The following is a 19,619-nucleotide window of genomic DNA, read 5'->3' as shown; positions in this document are numbered from 1 at the left end:
TACGAAGTTTCAATAATCCCAAGAAGAATAATATCTTGGGATTATATTATAAAATCATTCAAAATATATCGGATAATGGGCGCTACACCGCTCATTAAAAGTTGCCTGACAGTGTGGACAGCTAGCAGTATCCATATACTGATGAACCGTTAACTCTGTCTGACATTTCCCACAGAGAATAGCAAGTTCATCAAACTGCTCCTTTGGCCAACGGTCGATTTTGTGGTCAGTATCTTCCTCATGACATTTATAGCAAGGATAATAACGATCACAACATTTGAATTTTATGGCGATGATATCTTTCTCTGTATGATAGTGTTTACAGCGAGTTTCGTTGTCTACGACAGCACCATATACTTTCATTTATACTCCTCCTACCTGTATGACCAATACGGTAATCACAAATAAAACAGCGACCATCCCTACTAGGTAATCTATTTGCTGATATTGCAATAGCTTATACGTAGTTCTTCCCTTGCCTTTTCCATAAGCACGTGCGTCAATTGCATATGTTAACTGCTCCGCACGCTGAATTGTAGTGAATAGTAAAGGAACTAAAATCGGAATATAAGCAAGCATTCGCTTTACTAGCGGTAAATGAACGATATCATGTCCTCTTGCTTTTTGAGCGAGTATAATCCGGTCGAGTTCTTGCAAAATTGTCGGGATAAAACGAATGGCAATTACAATCATCAAGGAAAACTGCTCTACCGGCACTTGGAGTTTGGATAAAGGTGCTAATAGTTTTTCAAGACCACTTGCTAATTCTAAAGGCTTTGTCGTTAACGTTAAAATAGAGGCTAATAACACGAGTAAAATAATTCGCCAAACGAAACGAACTCCATTTTGCAATCCTTCCGTAGTCACTTCGATAAACGACCAGGACCAAATGATATTCCCTTTTGTGAGCAGGACATTGTAAACAAAAGTAAACGTTAAAATAAATATAATCGGCTTTAATCCTCTCATAAAAACTGGAAAGGGGATTTTCGATAGCACTAATATGCCAAAGACAAATAAAGTCGCAACTGTATAACTCGTAATGGTTTCAAGCGCTAGAAAACTAAGCATGATCAGAAAGATACTTATAATTTTTGTCCTCGGATCAAGTCGGTGAAACACGGAATTCGTCTCCATATACTGGCCTATTAAGACGGTATCAGACATGTAGAATCCTCCCTGCCTTCCAAATCGGTAGGATCTTTTCGAAAATCTCCTGCTCCCTACAGCAGGAGATTTTAATCTTCTCTCCAGATAGTTCCTCTACTAACTTTAATAACTGTACAGATTCTGGTAGCGACATGCCTATTTTCTCTAGTAAATGAGATTGTTCCAAAAATAATGTGCAAGTGTCCAATTGCCCCATTAAGCAACCTTCATGAAAAACGATCACTTCATCTGAATACTCCGCTACATCTTCCATTTGATGTGACACGAAAATAATCGTGCGATTATCTTGCTGTTGCCAATTTTTTAGTAATCGTAATAACGCAACCTTACTAACTGGATCAAGACCGGCTGTTGGTTCGTCTACGATAAGTAGCTTCGGATTCATCATTATTACAGAGGCAATAGCTACACGGCGTTTCAAACCGCCACTTAATTGGAATGGCGCTAATGGTAAAATGTCTTCCGACAGACCTAGTTGTGGCAAAACTTCTGAGATGCTCTTTTTGATTTGCTCATTAGACCAACCTTGTTGCTTCAGGGCAAAAGCAAGCTCCTTAAATACGGTTGTTTCAAATAATTGATGCTCCGGATATTGAAAAACAAAACCGATTTCTGAAATAACCTTTAGCTGCCCCTTGGCATCCCTTTTAGCAGGCTGGTGATCGATTAAATAGTCTCCATTAATATGGGGAATCAATCCTTTTAGCACTTGGACGAAAGTTGACTTTCCTGCACCTGTTTGACCAATGACCGAAATCCATTTATCTTTTTCGATTGTGCAACTTACATTTCTTAATGCCATTCGATTGGAATAGTTCACACTTACATTGTTTAATTGATAGACCATTGCGAACGAATCCCTTCTTTCCAATCGGCAGCTAATGGTCCTTCTAGCTGGAGTGTTTTATGTAGACGAACTGCAAAAGGTAGCTGTAATTGATAGTCTGCAACAGCTACTGTTTCAAAAAAGCTTAACGGGTCACCATCAAATTGAAGACGCCCTTCCTGTATTAGTAAAATACGCTCTGCACATAGCACTTCCTCCATATGATGCGTGATATGGACAATCGTCATGCCTTGATTATGCAGCTCATGCATAATAGATAGCACTTGCTTTCTACCTTGCGGGTCCAACATAGAAGTTGCTTCGTCAAAAATAATCATTTGTGGTCGCATTGCTAGTATTGCCGCAATCGCTACCCGTTGCTTTTGCCCGCCCGATAATTGATGCGGCATTGCTTCCAAATATTCCTCCATCTGAACTGCGTGCAAGGCAGCATCCACTCTAGCACGCATCTCTTCCCTTGGGACCTGAATATTTTGCAAGCCAAAAAGCACTTCATCCATTACGGTTGTTGTAATGAATTGATCCTCTGGATTTTGAAAAACGAAGCCTATTTGCTGATGAATTTTTAGGAGTTCATCAGAATTTGCCGTATCTAGTTGGTGAACCTTTACCGTTCCTTTCTTAGGTAAAAGCAAACCGTCAATAAGCTTTGCAACAGTGGACTTCCCACTTCCATTGGCTCCAACAATCGACACAAACTCCCCCGCTTGAATCGTAAAACTCACACCATCAATGACGGGCTGCCCTTTTTTATAATAAAACTCAACATGATCGAAAGTAAGCATCTATTCATTTCCCTTTCGACTTTGCCATGTAGTGAAAAATGCATCTATACTATCTTCAGAAAATGTTGGGATAGGCTTTTGCCACCGGGTCACTTTCGAGCCATTAACACCAAATATTTCACCAGTTAAATCCGAATCTCGGTGTGCAAGTAACTCTCCTACAAAGTGGGCAACATCATCTGGTTCTCCTACTTTCCAATACTCCGGAAACAGCTCATTTTTACTGGCATATTTAGTCTTTAAATGTTCAATCACAGGTCTAGTCATATCCGTTAAAGCAGCTGGTGAAATAGCATTCACTCGAATATTATTGCGCTTTAGTTCAGCTGCAAGCGTCCACGTCATACCAAGTATTCCTGCTTTTGCCGCGCTATAATTCACTTGACCAATAGAACCCCCTAATCCCGCTGTAGAGGTCATTAAAATTATGTCACCACCACTTTCTTGCATATGTGGAAGTACTCGCCCAATGCTGTAGAAAGCACCGTTTAAATGCACGTCTAGTACGGACTGCCATTCTTCATCGGTCATCTTTAGACATTTTTGATCATGCAAATTACCTGCATTATGTATAAGCACATCTATGCGATCAAATTGAGCAATAACTGCCTCAACCATTTTTGTAACTGCAATTGGATCGGCAATATTGGCAACATGACCTACCGCGTCACCGCCATTTCGATTAATACGTTGCACAACATCGTCTACTAACTCCTGTTTTGTGCCATTCACGACAACCTGATAATCTGACTGCCCAAGATGCATGGCAATGCTTAACCCAATACCTCTTGTGGAACCCGTAATAATCGCTACTTTTTTCATCGTTGCAACTCCTTCACTAAAAAAGTCCCTACAGCAATCTTATCGCCATTTTCCTTTGTAACCGTCACTCCCACACTATCCTTTACGCGCTCAAAATTAAAAACCGCTATCGTATCCACCAAAAGTGGTTTTTGAAACTTCATTTTATAAGCTGTAATCCATTGCTTAGGATGCCCTTCCATAAACAATGATTGCGCTAACCCCATCACATATATGCCATGAACAAGAGGCTGATCAAACCCAGCTGCTCGTGCGGCATCCACATCCAGATGAATCGCCGCCTTATCTTTTGAAACAGCAGCATATTTTTCGATTGCTTCAACTGTTATATGTTTTTTCACGGGAGTCACCTACTTGGATTAATACTGTTTCTGCTGTAACAATGAGATTATCCTTATATTTACAAACGAGCGTATGTGTTAAAAAAGTGAACAGCCCTTGCTTTCCTGCTTTTTCCTCCACATTGGTTAACATTAACTCGCAATCTAGCACCATTCCCGCTTTGATGGGTTCCTCGTACAAAAAAGACTGTGTACCATGAATCAGTGCTTTATCTCCTGTAAGCCATGGAATATCAAACTCCTGCCAAAAAATAATGGGCATGGTGGAAGGGGCAATGAATTTACCGTCCATCGTTTGTAAAGGAAATTCTATACTTTGTGCATACTGCGAAATCCACTCTGCCGTCACTTGTAACTGTTTTTGGACTTTATTCATTGGACTGCCTCTACAAGCGTTGCAAGCCCTATTCCACCACCAATGCCTAGTGTGGCAAGTCCCTTTTTATAAGGTTTATGTAGCATTTCAGCACATAATCTTGTCATTAAAATGGCACCAGATGCCCCGTATGGATGACCGATTGCTAATGCACCGCCCCCACGGTTAACTTTTTCCAGTGGAATATGAAGTTCCATTAACGAGGCTAATACTTGCGAGGCAAAGGCTTCATTAAATTCCACTATATCTAGATCATCTACTGTCATTTGTTGTCTCTTTAGCACTTTTTGCACAGCTGGAATCGGTCCAATTCCTAAATAGTTTGGATTCACACCAGCGGCTTGCGCATCTACTACTCTTAAAATGGGCTTAAGATTTAGTTCTTCACATTTATCACGGGACATGATCAATATAAGTGCAGCTCCGTCATTTAGCGGACAGGCATTTCCTGCAGTAACCGTTCCATTTCCCTGAAATACAGGCGGCAATTTCTGTAACTTGTCCATACTCGTATTAGATCTTGGGCATTCATCTTCGGTAATCCATTCTCCATTAACTTGAAGAGGCACGATTTCCTGTTCAAATCGTCCCGTTTGCTGAGAATGGGTGGCTTTTCGATGACTTTCCAAAGCAAACTGATCTTGGGCTTCTCTTGTAACTGCATATTTTTCGGCTACATTTTCAGCAGCAATTCCCATATCTGGATCGCCGTAGCTACTAGGTGTAAACTTGGCACGTGTATATAATTCTGGTACACCCATTAAGTTTTGAGGCTTAGCCATTTTCCAAGGGGCGCGACTCGTACTTTCCACACCACCTGCTAAATAAACTTCCCCGACACCACTTTGTATTAATCTAGCAGCTATATTGATTGCCTCTAGACCAGAGCCGCATTGACGGTCAACAGTCACGCCAGGAACGGTAAAAGGTAGACCTGCCTCTAGTGCTGATACACGAGCAATATTGCCTCCAGATCCGACTACATTACCGATAATCACATCATCGATTATGTCCTTTGGTAGATCTGTTTCCGCAAAAATATGCTCGATAAGGGGCGCCAATAAATTTTCCGGTTCCAGCGTACTTAACATGCCACCCATCTTACCTATTGGCGTGCGTTTTGCCATGACGATCACCGCTTCTGTCATACCATCACCTTCTCCATATAGTCTTTCATTGCCTGACGCGCCAATTTCCCACTACTTGTGTAAATAAAATCATCCACCGTTATAAGTTGTTTTGGTACTTTATAACTTGCTAAATAGTCTCGACAATACGCTTTCACTTCTTCTATGGATAGACGTTGTTGCCCACCCCATTTTACAAGTGCTGTTACTCGTTCTCCCCAGTATGCATCTGGTTTTCCGATCACCATTACTTCCCTGATTGCTGGATGTTGCCGTAGTGCGGATTCTACTTCTTCGGGGTAAATATTCAAGCCTCCAGATACCAACATATTCTTCACACGGCCCGCCAAATATAAATAACCATCTTCGTCCATTAACATATAGTCTCCAAGCAGAAGCCAACCGTCTCGAAAGACCGATTTTGTCTCTTCAGGTAAATGATGATACCCTAAGAACATCATGTCACTTCGAATACAGAGCTGTCCGATTGTTCCGAACGGTACTTCCTGAAATCGTTCATCTCGAATCGATACTTGGACACCAGAAAAGGGCTTCCCTAATGAATTGGGCTTTTCTTTTGCATTTACGTCTAAATAACTAATATAACTCGCTTCCGATGAACCATAAAATTCATATAACTTTGCTACACCAAACATTTTCCTTGCCTTATTGATTGACTCCTCTGACCACTTTGCCCCAGAAGAAATGAGCGCTTGGATATGCACCTGACCTGGTGTAATTTCTTCAAGTATGGGTTCGATCATCGTCGGGACTACAAACAAAATTGCATTGGAATGCTGACTGCAAATCCGTAAAACTTCCTTCGCATTAAATTTTCGAATGATATGAAAAGTAGCCCCACTATACAAACTTTGCATTACAGCAAACAAGGACAATGATTGGACAAATGGACCCGGTGCTAAAATATGCTCCATCTCGTCGAATTGGAACGCTTCATTCGTCGCTGCAAAACTTCTGATCCATGATAAATGAGTGCGCATATACCCTTTTGGAATACCAGTTGTCCCCGATGTAAAGCCGATAAATAACAACTCGTTTGTGTTATCCATTTTGGCTTCTGGTTTTAACCCGACTTTCCAGTCTGCATAAGAACCTGTTTCAACAGTAGAAAAGCTTACTATTTGCATCTCTCTATCTTGTAAGTTTAAATTTGCTACCAGTGCCTCTTCTACAAAAACTATTTCAGGTTTACACTGCTGAATAATAGTCGTCAATTCATTTGTACTCCATTTAGGATCTAATGGAATGGGGACGCAGCCGGCATAAATTGCTCCAAGAAAAACCTCCACGAATTCGATACGATTCTCTGACAAGATGGCGATATTTTCATGCTTGAAACCATTACTATATAGCCCGTTAGCTACCTTTTTCATCGACTGTACAAGTTCTGCGTACGTACAGGATTTTTGTCCATCCGTTAAAGCAAGTTTGTCAGGGTACTGTGTAGCATTATGTAGTATAGTGCCTACTAAGTTCATTCTCATCATCCTATTAATCGTTTTATATTTTAGTTATTAACCTTCTGTTCAATTGGACTAACTGCTTTTATTTGCACAATAATAATGGCTACAATGATTGCTTTTATTAAATCTCCAGGTAAAAATGCAGTAGCACCTACAAGTCCAGCCCAAACAGATGTATTCGTTATAATCGCCATTACTGGTGCACCAATTAAACTAACAAGAACAACGCCGAAAATAAAATTGATAACTATCACTTTCCATATCCTTAACGTCGGCCACACTTTTTCAATGGCAAGCCCGATACAAAATGCGGCAATGGGCCAGCTGAATATGTACCCAGCAGACGGTCCTACTAACGGAGCAAGACCTCCCCGTCCACCTGACAATAAAGGTAAACCTAAAGCGACCAATACGATAAATAAAACTAAGCTAATTGCTCCCGTTTTCTTTCCTAAAAAACTCCCCGCAAGCATAACACCAAGCGTTTGTGCTGTAACCGGCACTGGTATAAAACCTAATGGAATTGGCGGAATCATCCCCAATACTCCTATTAATGCAGCAAATAAAGCAGCAAATACCATTTCCTTTGTTTTCATTTTCTTCCCCCATTAACACAATGTATAATTGCAAATTTTCAAAAGAAGTCGACATCCATGAATTAAATAAATCATAGCTCGAATATTCATTTGTGTAAACATATTTTTTTTATTGGTTAACTCATTCCGGTATGCCCCTGTGCAGCAAACAATTCTGAATTCTTTGCTGCACAGGGACAAAAAAATCCCAAGAAGAATTTTTTCTTCTTGGGATTTTCGTTTAAATATTAATTTTACGCTTCGTCCGGAGTGAATGTACGTGTCGCTAGCTCCGAATCTAGCATAAATATTGCATTTGAATCATTTTCAATGCGCTTGATTTTATTGATTAGCGTATCGAATGTTGACTCTTCTTCTACTTGTTCGTCGATAAACCATCTTAGAAATGCCATAGTTGCATGCTCTCGCTCATCTAAAGCAATATCTGATAAATTATAAATACGGCGTGTCACTTCTTTTTCATGCGATAATGCAGTTTCGAAAGTGTCCAAAATAGAGGCAAAATCATTTTGTGGATTTGAAAATCCATCAATCGTAGCTCTGTATCCTAAATCACTTAGAAAGTTGTAAAACTTCATCGCATGGAAACGTTCTTCCTCTGCTTGTACTAAAAAGAAATTAGCAAATCCGTCATATGCCTCTGCTGTGCAGTATGCAGCCATTGAGAGATACGCATGTGCAGAATAGAATTCAAAATTCATTTGTTCATTCAAGGCTTCATGTAGTTTTTCAGATAACAACATAGATTCCTCCCTTTTTGATAGCATGATAGATGAAAGCTTCACCTTCAATTACAAGTATACAACTAGGAACATTTTCAATGCAATTGATAAATGATAATCGTTATCAATCATTAGAAAAAGATAGCTTTAAAAAAAGGCTATCCTATAATGGACAACCCCCAAAAATTAAACTTCCGCCTGTACTTCCTCCACAGTAGCTTCTACTTCTGCTCGGGTCATTTTTTCTTTTCCACTCTTCAACGCTTTTAACGTTTTATGCGCTAATGCAAGTGGTAGTTTGCAAAACAGCATGATACTTTTTCGTTTAATACTTTTGTTGTATTCATCTGCTTTTGCTAAATTATCTTCAGCATAGCGGAACATGTCCTCACGCGTCCAGCCTTCTGGGAAGAATTGGACTCCTCGTTCTTTGTCTTCGTCTTTATTGCGCAAAATATTTACCGCTTGCAAACCTCGCCCGTAAGCAATCGCTAGTTCTCGGTCTGTATCGATATCTGCACTCCACTTCCATAAGTCAGAAAGCATTACCCCGACTAGACCCGCCACATAATATGTATACTCATCCAGATCTTCTTTTGTTTTTACTTGCCAATTCTTTTCTACCCATTTAGCCATACCTTCTGCCATCTCGCTTGAAGATTCTTTTACCTTTTCCACTAAATCTGCTGGACAAATTGCAAGCCAATCACCAAGTCTTAAGGAAACCTCAGGCAGTATATCTTTAAAAGGTGCTACGAGTTGTTCATATTCTTTTACATTAAATCCAGTTGCTAACATTTTACTCGTTGCACGTAATAGTGCCTGCTTTTCTTCCGAACCTAATGCTTCATGATCCTCTATTTCATCTATAGCACGCATCACCAAATAAGCAGAGGCAACCGCTTTTTTCAGTTTTGGTTCCAAAAATGTGATTGGTATGTAAAAAGTTCTGCTTGTCTTTTTTAGCATGTCCATTGCTTCTTTTTGTAAAGTTGTTGCTTCGGGCACGACAAAGTCCTCCATTTCACCACTAAATGTTCTTATCTCCTATTGTATCGGATTTTCGTAAAAAGACAAAACAACTTCCTTATGAATAAAATAGGAATAATGGGAAGTCGCACGGGAACACTAGACGTTAATAAGCTTAGTAAAGGAGGTCTATACCATCCATTATTTAGATATCGGTCAAGGCGAACCTGTCGTTTTAATTCATGGATTAGGAAGCATAAAGGAATCCTGGGAAAACCAATACGAATTATCTTCCAATTATCGATTGATCATACCCGACCTTCGCGGACATGGTGAATCGCAAGAATACAATAATATTTCCATTTCTGTATTTGCACAGGATATTTTATCACTACTTGCCAAGTTAGGTATTAAAAAAGCTCATTTTTGTGGTCTTTCCATGGGAGGACTAGTCGTTCAAGAAATTTATTGTCAAAACAATCAGATTGTCCGGTCGATGGTTCTATCTAATACATTTTCTTATGCTCCCACATGCTTAGGACAACTGACAGTTATGAAGGGTGCAAGAAATTTGCATTCATCAACAAGTGATGAATATACAACCTATACCGCCGAAAAATGTCTATATCGAAAAGAAACTAATTTAATCGATGCAGCCAAAAAAATGTTTCTTATTAAAAAAACACCCTATCTGGCATCCTCTTTTTCTGCAATCAAATCTAACTATCTTCCCATCCTGCCATTTGTCAAAGCTCCAACTCTCATCATCGGAGGGCAATACGATGAGGTAAATCCTTTGTTTAGTGTCCTCCAAACGAAATGGTTTATGCCACGAGCGGAGTTGGTCATTCTCGGCAACTGTGGACATTTACCAATTTTAGAGAAGAAGAATGAATATAATCATTTGCTACATCGTTTTTTTCATAAATATCAGGAAAGCTTTCTTTAATTATTTAATATTTGAGCAATATATCAGTGAATCGCAAGATAAGGATTGCAAATCGCAAATTAAGCTTCATAAACCGCAAGATAGTTCTCCTTCTATGCCCAACATAAAAAGCTATCCTCTAATTTTCCAAGAGGATAGCTTTTATTTTAGTTTGCTCGCTCTTTCCAAAACAACGAAATAACAAAGCTAAGTGCAAGCACATACATGGATAATACATATGGATAATCGATATTCACATCAAACAATATTCCTGCTATTCCGGGTCCAATAATATTTCCCACACTCGTAAAAGTAGAGTTCAATCCTCCTACAAAACCTTGTGCATCACCAGCTATTTTAGATAAATACGTCGTCAGTGCAGGTCTTATCAAATCAAACATTAGGAAAATAATAAAAGTCACCACTAATATAGACCAGTATGAAGACACTTTAATCATCGCAAATATGAATATTGCCGATACACCCATACAAATCTGGATTAGTCTGATCTCTCCAATTTTCCCTACGATACGGTCAAACGATAACACTTGCGCAATAACACCTAGAATTCCGCTGATTGTGATGATTAAAGCAATATCTTTTGGTGTAAAGGCAAATTTATGATCAACGAAAAGGGAGTAGACTGTTTCAAAAGCAGCAAGACCAAAGCTTGATACAAGAATGATAATCATCGGAATGAGATAAATCGGTTCCAACACTTTGCGGAATCCCGATTTTACTACTTGATTCTCTGTTGCCTTTTCTTTTATTTCTGGTCGTTTAGGCTCTTTCAATATAATTAGTGAAAAAACAGCTCCTAAAAATCCTAAAGCAGCTGCAACAAAGAAAGGAAGTCTCGTTCCATGTTCAGCTAAAAACCCACCAATTCCCGGTCCAATGATAAACCCTGTGCTAATGGCCGCTGCAACATAGCCCATTGCTTTAGGGCGTTCTTTCAACGTAGTAATATCCGCAACAAAAGCGGTCACCGCTGGCATCATGAAAGCCGCACTAACACCGCCTAACATTCTAGATATATACAATACCGTTACGTCTTTCCCAAATCCGAAAAGCATCTCGGATAGTGCAAAAAGAAGCATACCGATTACAATCATTTTTTTACGGCCAAATGTATCAACCCATTTCCCTGCAATAGGAGACACTAATAATTGAGTGAAAGCAAATGCGGATACTAAGTAACCCATTGTAGATCCTTCTAAATGCATTTCTCTCATCAATGTAGGCATTACAGGAATAATTAATCCTATCCCTAAAAACACAACAAATAAATTGACTAGTACTAAATATACTGTCTTATTCAAACTACTTTTTTGCATAACCAATTTCAAGCTCCTTGCTATCTAGTAAAAAATACTTTCTACCTACAAAAATAAACCCTATAGTAACTATAGGGTCAAGTAGCTTGAATTCGTATTTTTAATTCAACTAAAAATTCATCTTCATTTGAAGCGGTGAAATTGATTGGCATCCAAACGTCATACACGATTGGCTCTATTATCATCTGCTGCTGATCAATATAGTCCATTAATTTTTGATAACAAATTTTATATGCGTCATCTACAAATGCAAAAGTAATACTTAGATATTGTCCCGCAGGTATAGTGCTTATTTCTACATCCTCCAAGTTAATCTCGATTTCCTTGTCTGTTACAGCGTATGTAAATAGATAGTCGTAATTAATATCTTCTAGTGATTCATATTTCCGTAAAGCAAATGCACCACCATACAGCGTGTCGAATACACTCCCCATATCTTCTAGCACCTTGCTAATAAGTCCATATTCTCTGTTTGGGATATCGTTCACACTTATATTGGATGTTTTAATCTTCACTATCCTTTGTGCAGGTATTTCCTTTATACAGACATGCATTTTATCGGAATCCACTACAAATGCTTGTATTTGTTCCTTTTTTCGTTTTAATACTTCTTTTGTTTCGATTAGTCTTTTAAATTCCTCTTCGATTTTATTTTCTTGATCTGCCAAATAATCCACTAGTTCTTCGGGACTCAATGTTAGTACAGATTTCACTTCTTCTAAGGACATCCCAAGATATTTTAGTGATTTAATAATGTCTAAATAATATAATTGCGTATTTTGGTAATATCTATACTGATTTTTAGGGTCAATTTTTATTGGTTTAAATAAATCAATTCGATCATAAAACCGCAATGTTTGGATAGATATATTACTGAGTTTCGCTACTTCGCCTATTGTTAAGTAATGGATTTTCAAGGAATCACTCCTGTTGTTTCGTTTGGTTGTATATTTCTAAAATTCTAACAACTATAACAAAGGTACATGGTATAATAGAAAAGTAATAGAATAGGGTGTTCATGGGCGGTCAGCATTTCCTTTATTCCTATTTATTATTTTTGGTTCCAACCAAAAATAGGGAAAGGAGGTGTTGCCGATGTCAACTTTCGAAGCCTTGATGTTCGCTGCCTGCGTTCGCTGGTTTGATTGTTACCATTCTTACTTTTTCGAAAGAAAAAAAGTAAACCGCCCCTGAGCCACAAGCAATAGGGTGATTTACTCTTTCTGTTTGCTGATCGCCTTTGAAGCGATGCTATTTTATTACATGACTGTTTGGTGTTAGCGCACCGAGCAGTCTTTTTAATATATCCTTGCTATGTTTTTATTATACCATCTAAGCAGTGATTTTCAACCAAGTTGTCTAAGTATTGTTATTATAGGAGGTTATATGAATAAGCGGATTTTTATCTTTCTTATCTTTTTGTTAACAGGCTGTTCTAACATTGAAGGATTTATTGTTGATAAAGAGGAAGGAAAAATACTTGTTGTGAGCACTAATCCTAATGATACTAATAATTCAAAAGATAGGGCTGTGGATTATCCTGCTGTTTGGATATCTACAAACGAAAAAAAGTATCAACTTGGGCAAAAAGTAAAGGCTTATTATGACTCTATGGAAGAATCCTATCCAGGACAAACTACATCCAAAAGGATAAATATTTTAAAATCTACTAAACCAAGCAAGGCTGATTTATCTGAACAAGATGTAATACAAGTTTTATTAAATGAAAATGAAGATTTAGAAATACCAGTTATAAAAGAGATAATATATCAGGACAATAAGGACTACTGGGATGTAACTGTAATAAGTAATGACGAGGAATTATATTTTCAAATAGAAGACAAACCTTTGAATTAATATTTATATAAAAAATGTCGACAATCCCAATAAATTAGGGTTTGTCGACATTCTTATTTATTCTATCTCGATTCCTTGTATTGTCACTTCTTTGACAGGCAGGAATAGTTCACCTGTGTTCAAGAATTTCACTTGAACAATATCTCCTTCAGTCATATAAACTGCAAGTGGAGCTATTTCGGAAGATACAATGTAGTTTTCTTTATTATCAAGTAGGAACGAAACTTGTGTGAAGTCTCCAACCCGTTCCTTAAACACGCGTACAACCGTACCATTCACCGATTTTTCTTCTGCATTTGAGCTGCCGTCTACTGAACTTCCACCACGTTGAATAGCAGTTTTATACAATTTCAGTGCTTCGTTTGGTGTATTTCCGTACACGGATATTTCCGGGTTTGCAGCAGATACGATGAAGTAATTTTGTAAGAACCCATTCGAATCAAGTACTGGTGTTAACCAGCTAGCCTCTCCGTAGAAATTGTACAGCACTGGCATCTCGCCTTGCCATTTCTTCTCGATAAATTTCTTTTCGATAATTTGTAGTGCCCCTTGTGAATCCATATATGAATCTTCTAAATTTCCAGTGTAATAAGTCGCTTTACCAGTTCGACCATCTGTTAATGAATAGCCCAGCATCGAATCGACGCCTTCTTTTGGACTCGTAAAGTCAGTGAAATAATACATTTGACCATCTTCTCCGAAAATTGGGCTAACATTTGCTTCTGTTCCTTCATCAGAAGGTAATTTCACATCTTTCTTACCGAATAAGCTATTCATAAAACCGTGTATATATTTCCCGTAATAGCTATTTTGCAGACTAACTGTCTCTGGTGACACTGCTCCATCTATAAATGCTGGTACATCTGCTAAAGCATAAGCATCTGTTTGACCAGTAGCAGGATCTACTGCAACGATTCCTTCTACATCAAAACCATTACGAGCAGAAATGAATTTTCCATATGAACGGATATAATATGGCTTCCCGTCCTCATCAATTTCTAACTGAACATCCCCATAAAATATTTTCGTTGGATGCTTCATACGCATATGTCTTTCTAAGTTTTTATGGAAGTAGGAAGAAGGTGTGTAAGTCATATCTGCTTCGATAAATTCTGGATTATCCGATGAATCTGTCGCGCTCATCGTAAAATAACCTGGTGTTACATCCCCATTCCACCATTTGAAAAACCCTGAAAACTCTACTGGCGCAATATACACATATTCTTCATTCACCTTTTGAATTTGTAAATTGCCTAATTCATAATAACTCGTATTTGGAACTTGCCCAAATGCTTTTTTCATCTTATTTCTCGCAAATTGAGGCGGCACACTAGCGGGTGTTTTCGTTTCATCAAAGGCTTCGATTTCTACTTGCTCATCCATTTTAGCTACTTCAAATTTTGCGTCGGCATTCCAAATAGGTGCTGATAGCATATAAATGGATAACACCAAGCTTCCTAAGAAGAGCAAACCTTTTGCTTTTTGCTCTGCTCCTTTTGACAAAATAGTCCCAGCTAAAGTTGCAAGTACTAACAACGGCCATAAAGCTATCCAATTACGGTCTACATTTGTTAAATAATATACACTCGCTAATAAGATAAACATTAGAACGGTAAGGCTGATTAAAGAAGAAACCATGTCTTTTCTCTTAGCTGTCAAAGGTACGACTAATAATGCAGTAACAATTGCTGCAACTGCCGAAATAATAAAAACAAAGGTCATACAATCATCTCTCTTCCTTTTTCTACTTAGCTATTATACGGATGAAAGATTGAACGGTTTCAGGAAATATATTACATAACTAAATACGGAACTTTCAGAAACAAGTAGATATCAGTTTCTTCAAATGCTACACTATTAACATATATATCCACTTTGATACTACAAATAGAGGTGCTGATAGTTGTTTGGTCAAACACAGAACCACTCCGTCTTGAAAATAATAGTAGCCATTTTATTATTCATCCCTATTTTCATTTCACCCTTTACTACTAGTTTATTTTTACTTTTGCTAGGTACTCAATCTATATTTAATGCATATAAATGGAAGCAACAAGATCCACGATATTTTTCTATCGGTCTTTCTTTAGGTCTTTTCATCATCTATATGACTTTACTTACGCTGATCAAAGACTACTTAATACATTAAAGAGGTGAAATAAAATGGCTTTCCATGCTAAAACCCAGAGATCATTTTTAGCCTTATTTTTGTTAATCCTAGGGACAAATATTGTATTTGATGTCATCACTCAATCTTTTGGATACTTATTCTATTTTAATGTTTTGCTAATTCTCTTTTTCATTACATTATTTTTCGTTAAATATACTTTTACCATTCAGGATGAACATTTGAGTTACGAAGTATTTATTATGACTTTTTGTATTTACAAAAGAGTAATCTCTCCTTCCCAAATGAAAAAAGTGGAGTTCAAACGTTATGGTTGGACTACGCAAGGAGCTCTCATCCAAACAAAGAAGGGTATAAATTTACGACTTGCACTTTTTTCACCTAATGAAATTTTCAATGAATTACTTACATTTACAGATAAACATGACATACCAACTTCTAAAACGAAAGATTATCAACTATTAGAGAGAAGAAGTAAATATATTTCAAAGGAGAAAGTACTATGAGACCAATAACGGGATTATACATCATCATTATCTTAATGCAATTTATTACATTAACGAATATCACCTTATTCAATGGAGAATGGAACGGCATTGCAATGGCATTAAGTACCGCTCTGTTTATTGCCGGTACGGCATTTTACTTTATGAATAGGAAGAAATAGGATAAATCGCTTTTATCCTTAAGAGACCAACTTCAATCCGACTGCTGCTCCTAATACCATTGCGATAAAAACAAGTCTTTTCCAGTCTTTTGGTTCTCCGTATAAAATCATTCCTAAAATAGCACCACCAGATGCGCCGATTCCTGTCCAAATGGCATATGCTGTTCCCATAGGCAGAGTTTTCATCGCATATGCAAGAAACAAAAAGCTACCTCCAAATCCAAGAAAAAGAAGAACGAACGCTTGCCAGTTACGGTCTTTGTGTAGTTTGGTAATCATCGCCACACCAAACATTTCTAAAATACCTGCTACTATTAACGAAATCCATGCCATTACAACTCATCCCCTTCTTGCACTTTGTCTTTTGTAACTAATTTCAATCCAACGACACCAGCCAATAAAATAACAATCAACAGAATTTTACTGAGTTTAAACGCTTCTCCAAAGAACAGAATTTCTGAAAGGACTGTTCCCGCTGTCCCCATACCAACAAAAATAGCATATACAGTCCCGACAGGAAGCTTACGACCAGCAACTATCATCAAATAAAAGCTTACAACAATCGAAATAACCGTCCCTGACCAAGTCCAGAAATCGTCTGCATGCTTTAAGCCAATCACCCAAAAAACTTCAAAAAAAGCAGCAATATAAACTTTCAACCAATCTTTATTCACAAAAATCCCTCCAAATTTTTTAAAAGTCTAGGAGAACTGTAATAACAGTTTTTCCTATTTGTTCGCAAAAATGTTTTCAAGTTACAAAATAAAAAAGCCTAGGAGAACTGTAATAACAGTTTCTCCCAGGCTTTTATCCTTCCGTGACACAGCGTAAGCTGAGCGTTTTCTCTCGGTCACGGACCAACTTATTCGTTGCGGAACCCTAGAAAACTTTTTACGTATGCAATTAATTTACATTATACACATTTTGATGGTCCATTCAAGCTTTAGCTTTTGCTAATCGTTTTTTTTTCATCTTAAAATCAATAGTTTTTCCATTCCCCTGGAAGTCATTTTTCCAAGAAAAAGTTACAAATATAGATGCAATAATTAGTATTCCGCTAAGTATTAAGAAACAATAAATAATGAGACCCGCTGATACCATACCAGTAAAAATGCCAAGTAAAATAATTCTTAATAGAAGCCCAACCGATCGAAATAGGCTATCCACTCTTCCTATTATTTCATTTGGTATTCGGTCCATTAAGAAAGAATTTCGGGCAACACGCGCTCCGCTATTACCTAGTGCGATAAAGAACATAAGGGATAAGTAAAAAGGAATATTGGCGATAACAATTAACGAAATAGCAATAGTATAAGTAATAACGCTATATACGATTGTCTTTTCATCCCCTAGTTTCCTAGCAATAATGGGCACCATCATTCCCGCAATTACTGCTCCTACCCCATAAACCATACTTTGGATGCCGTAAAAACTCCCAGAAGCCTTTAGCACATCCGCTAAATACACAGGAAACAAGTAATTCGTAATCATAACGCCGATAAATGGCATTATCGAAAAGAATAAAAACAAGAACATAGCAGGACGTTTCCACATATATATTAAGCCTTCTGCACCTTTAGATTTGGAAGTGCCCTTCGTCTCGCTATTTTTAAGGTGTACGTATGGAATTTTTACGTATAAATAAATTGCGGCCACATAGGCAAATACATTAAGGAGCAAAATATAGTGCAAATCCCACTTAGACAGTAAAACACTAGCCAATGCACCTGCTATGACACTTGATAGCTGTCCTTGCACCTCCATAGTCCCATTTAGTGTTTTATATTGGTCTTTATGAAAAATTTCCTGATTTAAAGCAAACATTGTTGGGAAAAAAATCGTGTAGTACAAGCTGCCAATAATATAAATGATTATATAATGCCATATCTCATAAGACAGACCTGCAAATCCAATCACAGAAAAAAATAGTAACATCACAAAACTTGCTATATTGCTCGTTAGAAGCAATTTCTTTCGTGACATCTTATCGATTAGATTACCGACTAGCGGAGTGATTAAGAAACTAATAATGGTCATACATATAGTAACGTAGCCGAATACTGCATTGCCATTTTCACTTGATACGAGCATCCACGGTATCGCAATCATCGTGATGCCAGAGCCAATAGAAGAAGCAATATTAGCAAAAATAATTAAACGAAATCGTGAATCGTTATATAGTTTTTTCAATTTCATGCATTCCTTCCACCTGCGAGGTTCACCCGGATCCTAAGCTCTCTTCGCCGAAATTCTTATTATTCTCACTATAATTCAAATTCCTTATTTTGCATTCAGTCATAGGTCTTGGGTGAACCTCATACTTTTTACTGAAAGAAGCAGCAAGATGGATTTTCATCTCACAAAGGTGTTTTACGACTAAGCTTATTAAACTGTTCATTTGCATTCCAAAACGAGAAATGGTTGTCTCCAATTTTTATGGAGACAACCATATGTAATTCTCTGGAGTGTTATTTGCAATTAAAAAATAGCCTTGCTACACTATTTATAAACAATCACCCCGCAGGGTCATTCGTTCATCTTCTATAGAAAACAAGAGGTGTTAATTTGTCTAAAATGACCAACAGAATGAAAAGCGCACAATATGTAAGTGGGCTAGAATCCATTTTCAAGTGCCCCATTTGCGATTCATCCATGAGCGTTTATGAATTACAAAGTTTAGTTTGCGCAAACAAGCATACATATGATTTTAGTAAGCAAGGATATATTAATATGCTTAGCCACCCTATAAAAACGAAATACGGAAATGATCTATTCGAGGCTCGCAGAAAACTGATTGCGGAAGGTCACTTTTTCGAACCATTAAGCAGCGCAATTGCTCAAATTATTAAAGAACAAAAAAATCCTGCATTTATCCTAGACACGGGTTGCGGCGAAGGCTCTCATCTGTCTTCCATATGCGATGCGGTTAGTGCTGATTTAGAGAAACCTGTTACTGGGGTAGGTATTGATATTTCCAAAGAAGGTATCTTAGCGGCTGCTAAAAACTATTCCAATAAAGTTTGGTTAGTAGCAGATCTAGCGAAAATGCCGTTTCAAGAGGAACAATTTGATATTATTTTGAACATCCTATCCCCTTCTAATTATGTGGAGTTTAATCGCCTACTGAAAGACGATGGCTTAGTGATCAAAGTAGTCCCTCAAACAAATTATTTAAAAGAATTAAGAGAGATTGTCTATGCTGAACCTGAAAAACAAGCATACTCTAATGCAGATACAGTGGATTTATTTAAAGACAATTTTCAAATGGTGAGTACTTCACGGATACAATATACGGTAAGGTTGGACAATCCACTCATCCATGCATTGGTTCGGATGACTCCTTTAACTTGGTCAGCTTCGGAAGAAAAATTAAAGGGCTTTTTAGAAAGAGAATTTGCGGAAATTACGGTGGATATGGAGATTTTGATTGGGAAAAAACTTAGTTGAATGGAAAACACCTAGT

At 37.7% G+C, this 19,619-nt stretch carries 24 protein-coding genes and 1 riboswitch; of the genes, 6 read left to right on the top strand and 18 right to left on the bottom strand.

The features are described from left to right. Positions 1 to 54: 54 nt before the first annotated feature. From ACIQ38_RS15265 to ACIQ38_RS15210, 12 genes are all read right to left on the bottom strand, one after another. Complete coding sequence (locus tag ACIQ38_RS15265; protein WP_402824697.1) at positions 55 to 363, bottom strand: CHY zinc finger protein; 309 nt, start codon at positions 361 to 363, stop codon at positions 55 to 57. Next, positions 364 to 1,167 (bottom strand): energy-coupling factor transporter transmembrane component T family protein, encoded by an 804-nt coding sequence (locus ACIQ38_RS15260; protein WP_402824694.1) that lies wholly within the window; start codon positions 1,165 to 1,167, stop codon positions 364 to 366. Then, entirely contained in the window at positions 1,160 to 2,017 is an 858-nt protein-coding gene (locus ACIQ38_RS15255; RefSeq protein WP_402824691.1) for an ATP-binding cassette domain-containing protein, read from the bottom strand. The genes ACIQ38_RS15260 and ACIQ38_RS15255 overlap by 8 nt, the downstream gene beginning before the upstream one ends. Further along, on the bottom strand, positions 2,002 to 2,802 hold the full coding sequence (locus tag ACIQ38_RS15250; protein WP_402824688.1) for an energy-coupling factor transporter ATPase: 801 nt from the start codon (positions 2,800 to 2,802) through the stop codon (positions 2,002 to 2,004). Before ACIQ38_RS15250 ends, ACIQ38_RS15255 begins: the two co-directional genes overlap by 16 nt. Beyond that, the gene (locus ACIQ38_RS15245; protein ID WP_402824685.1) at positions 2,803 to 3,624 is read right to left on the bottom strand and encodes an SDR family NAD(P)-dependent oxidoreductase; all 822 of its coding nucleotides are present in this window, start codon (positions 3,622 to 3,624) and stop codon (positions 2,803 to 2,805) included. It lies immediately after the preceding gene. After that, entirely contained in the window at positions 3,621 to 3,965 is a 345-nt protein-coding gene (locus tag ACIQ38_RS15240; protein ID WP_402824682.1) for a MaoC family dehydratase, read from the bottom strand. The genes ACIQ38_RS15245 and ACIQ38_RS15240 overlap by 4 nt, the downstream gene beginning before the upstream one ends. After that, positions 3,943 to 4,341, bottom strand: coding sequence for an FAS1-like dehydratase domain-containing protein (locus ACIQ38_RS15235; protein ID WP_402824680.1), 399 nt, complete (start codon positions 4,339 to 4,341; stop codon positions 3,943 to 3,945). Before ACIQ38_RS15235 ends, ACIQ38_RS15240 begins: the two co-directional genes overlap by 23 nt. Next, positions 4,338 to 5,489, bottom strand: coding sequence for a thiolase family protein (locus tag ACIQ38_RS15230; protein ID WP_402824677.1), 1,152 nt, complete (start codon positions 5,487 to 5,489; stop codon positions 4,338 to 4,340). The genes ACIQ38_RS15235 and ACIQ38_RS15230 overlap by 4 nt, the downstream gene beginning before the upstream one ends. Then, the gene (locus ACIQ38_RS15225; RefSeq protein ID WP_402824674.1) at positions 5,486 to 6,967 is read right to left on the bottom strand and encodes an AMP-binding protein; all 1,482 of its coding nucleotides are present in this window, start codon (positions 6,965 to 6,967) and stop codon (positions 5,486 to 5,488) included. Before ACIQ38_RS15225 ends, ACIQ38_RS15230 begins: the two co-directional genes overlap by 4 nt. 29 nt (positions 6,968 to 6,996) lie before the next feature. After that, positions 6,997 to 7,548: a biotin transporter BioY gene (locus ACIQ38_RS15220; RefSeq protein ID WP_402824671.1), complete on the bottom strand. Its 552-nt coding sequence runs from the start codon at positions 7,546 to 7,548 to the stop codon at positions 6,997 to 6,999. Between the two features lie 233 nt (positions 7,549 to 7,781). Further along, positions 7,782 to 8,288: a ferritin gene (locus ACIQ38_RS15215; protein ID WP_402824668.1), complete on the bottom strand. Its 507-nt coding sequence runs from the start codon at positions 8,286 to 8,288 to the stop codon at positions 7,782 to 7,784. A 168-nt stretch (positions 8,289 to 8,456) separates the two neighbouring features. Beyond that, a complete protein-coding gene (locus ACIQ38_RS15210) occupies positions 8,457 to 9,278 on the bottom strand; it encodes a squalene/phytoene synthase family protein (protein ID WP_402824665.1) in 822 nt (273 codons plus the stop codon). A gap of 130 nt (positions 9,279 to 9,408) precedes the next feature. Here ACIQ38_RS15210 and ACIQ38_RS15205 point away from each other — a divergent pair, with 130 nt between their 5' ends. Next, positions 9,409 to 10,188 (top strand): alpha/beta fold hydrolase, encoded by a 780-nt coding sequence (locus tag ACIQ38_RS15205; RefSeq protein WP_402825207.1) that lies wholly within the window; start codon positions 9,409 to 9,411, stop codon positions 10,186 to 10,188. Between the two features lie 146 nt (positions 10,189 to 10,334). Here the strand turns inward: ACIQ38_RS15205 and ACIQ38_RS15200 are convergent, their stop codons facing one another. Both ACIQ38_RS15200 and ACIQ38_RS15195 read right to left on the bottom strand, forming a co-directional pair. Beyond that, positions 10,335 to 11,504 carry an MFS transporter gene (locus ACIQ38_RS15200; RefSeq protein WP_402825204.1) on the bottom strand — a complete coding sequence of 390 codons (1,170 nt, stop codon included), beginning with the start codon at positions 11,502 to 11,504 and terminating at the stop codon, positions 10,335 to 10,337. A 77-nt stretch (positions 11,505 to 11,581) separates the two neighbouring features. After that, positions 11,582 to 12,421, bottom strand: coding sequence for a MerR family transcriptional regulator (locus ACIQ38_RS15195; protein WP_402824662.1), 840 nt, complete (start codon positions 12,419 to 12,421; stop codon positions 11,582 to 11,584). A 469-nt stretch (positions 12,422 to 12,890) separates the two neighbouring features. Between ACIQ38_RS15195 and ACIQ38_RS15190 the strand changes: the two genes are divergently transcribed. Further along, on the top strand, positions 12,891 to 13,361 hold the full coding sequence (locus ACIQ38_RS15190; RefSeq protein WP_402824659.1) for a DUF3221 domain-containing protein: 471 nt from the start codon (positions 12,891 to 12,893) through the stop codon (positions 13,359 to 13,361). Between the two features lie 57 nt (positions 13,362 to 13,418). On the opposite strand, the gene ACIQ38_RS15185 is transcribed toward ACIQ38_RS15190, so the two are convergent. Continuing rightward, positions 13,419 to 15,083 (bottom strand): hypothetical protein, encoded by a 1,665-nt coding sequence (locus tag ACIQ38_RS15185; RefSeq protein ID WP_402824656.1) that lies wholly within the window; start codon positions 15,081 to 15,083, stop codon positions 13,419 to 13,421. A gap of 181 nt (positions 15,084 to 15,264) precedes the next feature. On the opposite strand from ACIQ38_RS15185, the gene ACIQ38_RS15180 reads away from it, so the two are divergent. Genes ACIQ38_RS15180 through ACIQ38_RS15170 form a run of 3 tightly spaced genes read left to right on the top strand, consistent with a single transcriptional unit; the run spans position 15,265 to position 16,156 of the window. Further along, a complete protein-coding gene (locus ACIQ38_RS15180; protein ID WP_402824653.1) occupies positions 15,265 to 15,510 on the top strand; it encodes a hypothetical protein in 246 nt (81 codons plus the stop codon). Positions 15,511 to 15,524: 14 nt separating this feature from the next. After that, positions 15,525 to 15,995 (top strand): hypothetical protein, encoded by a 471-nt coding sequence (locus tag ACIQ38_RS15175; RefSeq protein ID WP_402824651.1) that lies wholly within the window; start codon positions 15,525 to 15,527, stop codon positions 15,993 to 15,995. Continuing rightward, complete coding sequence (locus ACIQ38_RS15170) at positions 15,992 to 16,156, top strand: hypothetical protein (protein WP_402824648.1); 165 nt, start codon at positions 15,992 to 15,994, stop codon at positions 16,154 to 16,156. Before ACIQ38_RS15175 ends, ACIQ38_RS15170 begins: the two co-directional genes overlap by 4 nt. Positions 16,157 to 16,174: 18 nt before the next feature. Here ACIQ38_RS15170 and ACIQ38_RS15165 read toward each other — a convergent pair whose 3' ends face one another. From ACIQ38_RS15165 to ACIQ38_RS15155, 3 genes are all read right to left on the bottom strand, one after another. Continuing rightward, entirely contained in the window at positions 16,175 to 16,489 is a 315-nt protein-coding gene (locus ACIQ38_RS15165) for a DMT family transporter (RefSeq protein ID WP_402824645.1), read from the bottom strand. After that, on the bottom strand, positions 16,489 to 16,830 hold the full coding sequence (locus tag ACIQ38_RS15160) for a DMT family transporter (protein ID WP_402824642.1): 342 nt from the start codon (positions 16,828 to 16,830) through the stop codon (positions 16,489 to 16,491). The genes ACIQ38_RS15165 and ACIQ38_RS15160 overlap by 1 nt, the downstream gene beginning before the upstream one ends. A gap of 120 nt (positions 16,831 to 16,950) precedes the next feature. Further along, positions 16,951 to 17,050, bottom strand: a riboswitch (guanidine-I (ykkC/yxkD leader). 42 nt (positions 17,051 to 17,092) lie between these two features. Then, positions 17,093 to 18,352 carry an MFS transporter gene (locus ACIQ38_RS15155; protein ID WP_402824639.1) on the bottom strand — a complete coding sequence of 420 codons (1,260 nt, stop codon included), beginning with the start codon at positions 18,350 to 18,352 and terminating at the stop codon, positions 17,093 to 17,095. A 378-nt stretch (positions 18,353 to 18,730) separates the two neighbouring features. On the opposite strand from ACIQ38_RS15155, the gene ACIQ38_RS15150 reads away from it, so the two are divergent. Continuing rightward, the gene (locus ACIQ38_RS15150) at positions 18,731 to 19,603 is read left to right on the top strand and encodes a putative RNA methyltransferase (RefSeq protein WP_402825201.1); all 873 of its coding nucleotides are present in this window, start codon (positions 18,731 to 18,733) and stop codon (positions 19,601 to 19,603) included. Positions 19,604 to 19,619 lie beyond the last annotated feature (16 nt).

Source organism: Psychrobacillus sp. NPDC096389 (assembly GCF_044762855.1).
Lineage (GTDB): Bacteria > Bacillota > Bacilli > Bacillales_A > Planococcaceae > Psychrobacillus.
Note: the sequence above shows the minus strand (reverse complement) of the source record. Positions and strands in the feature narration are given on the sequence as shown.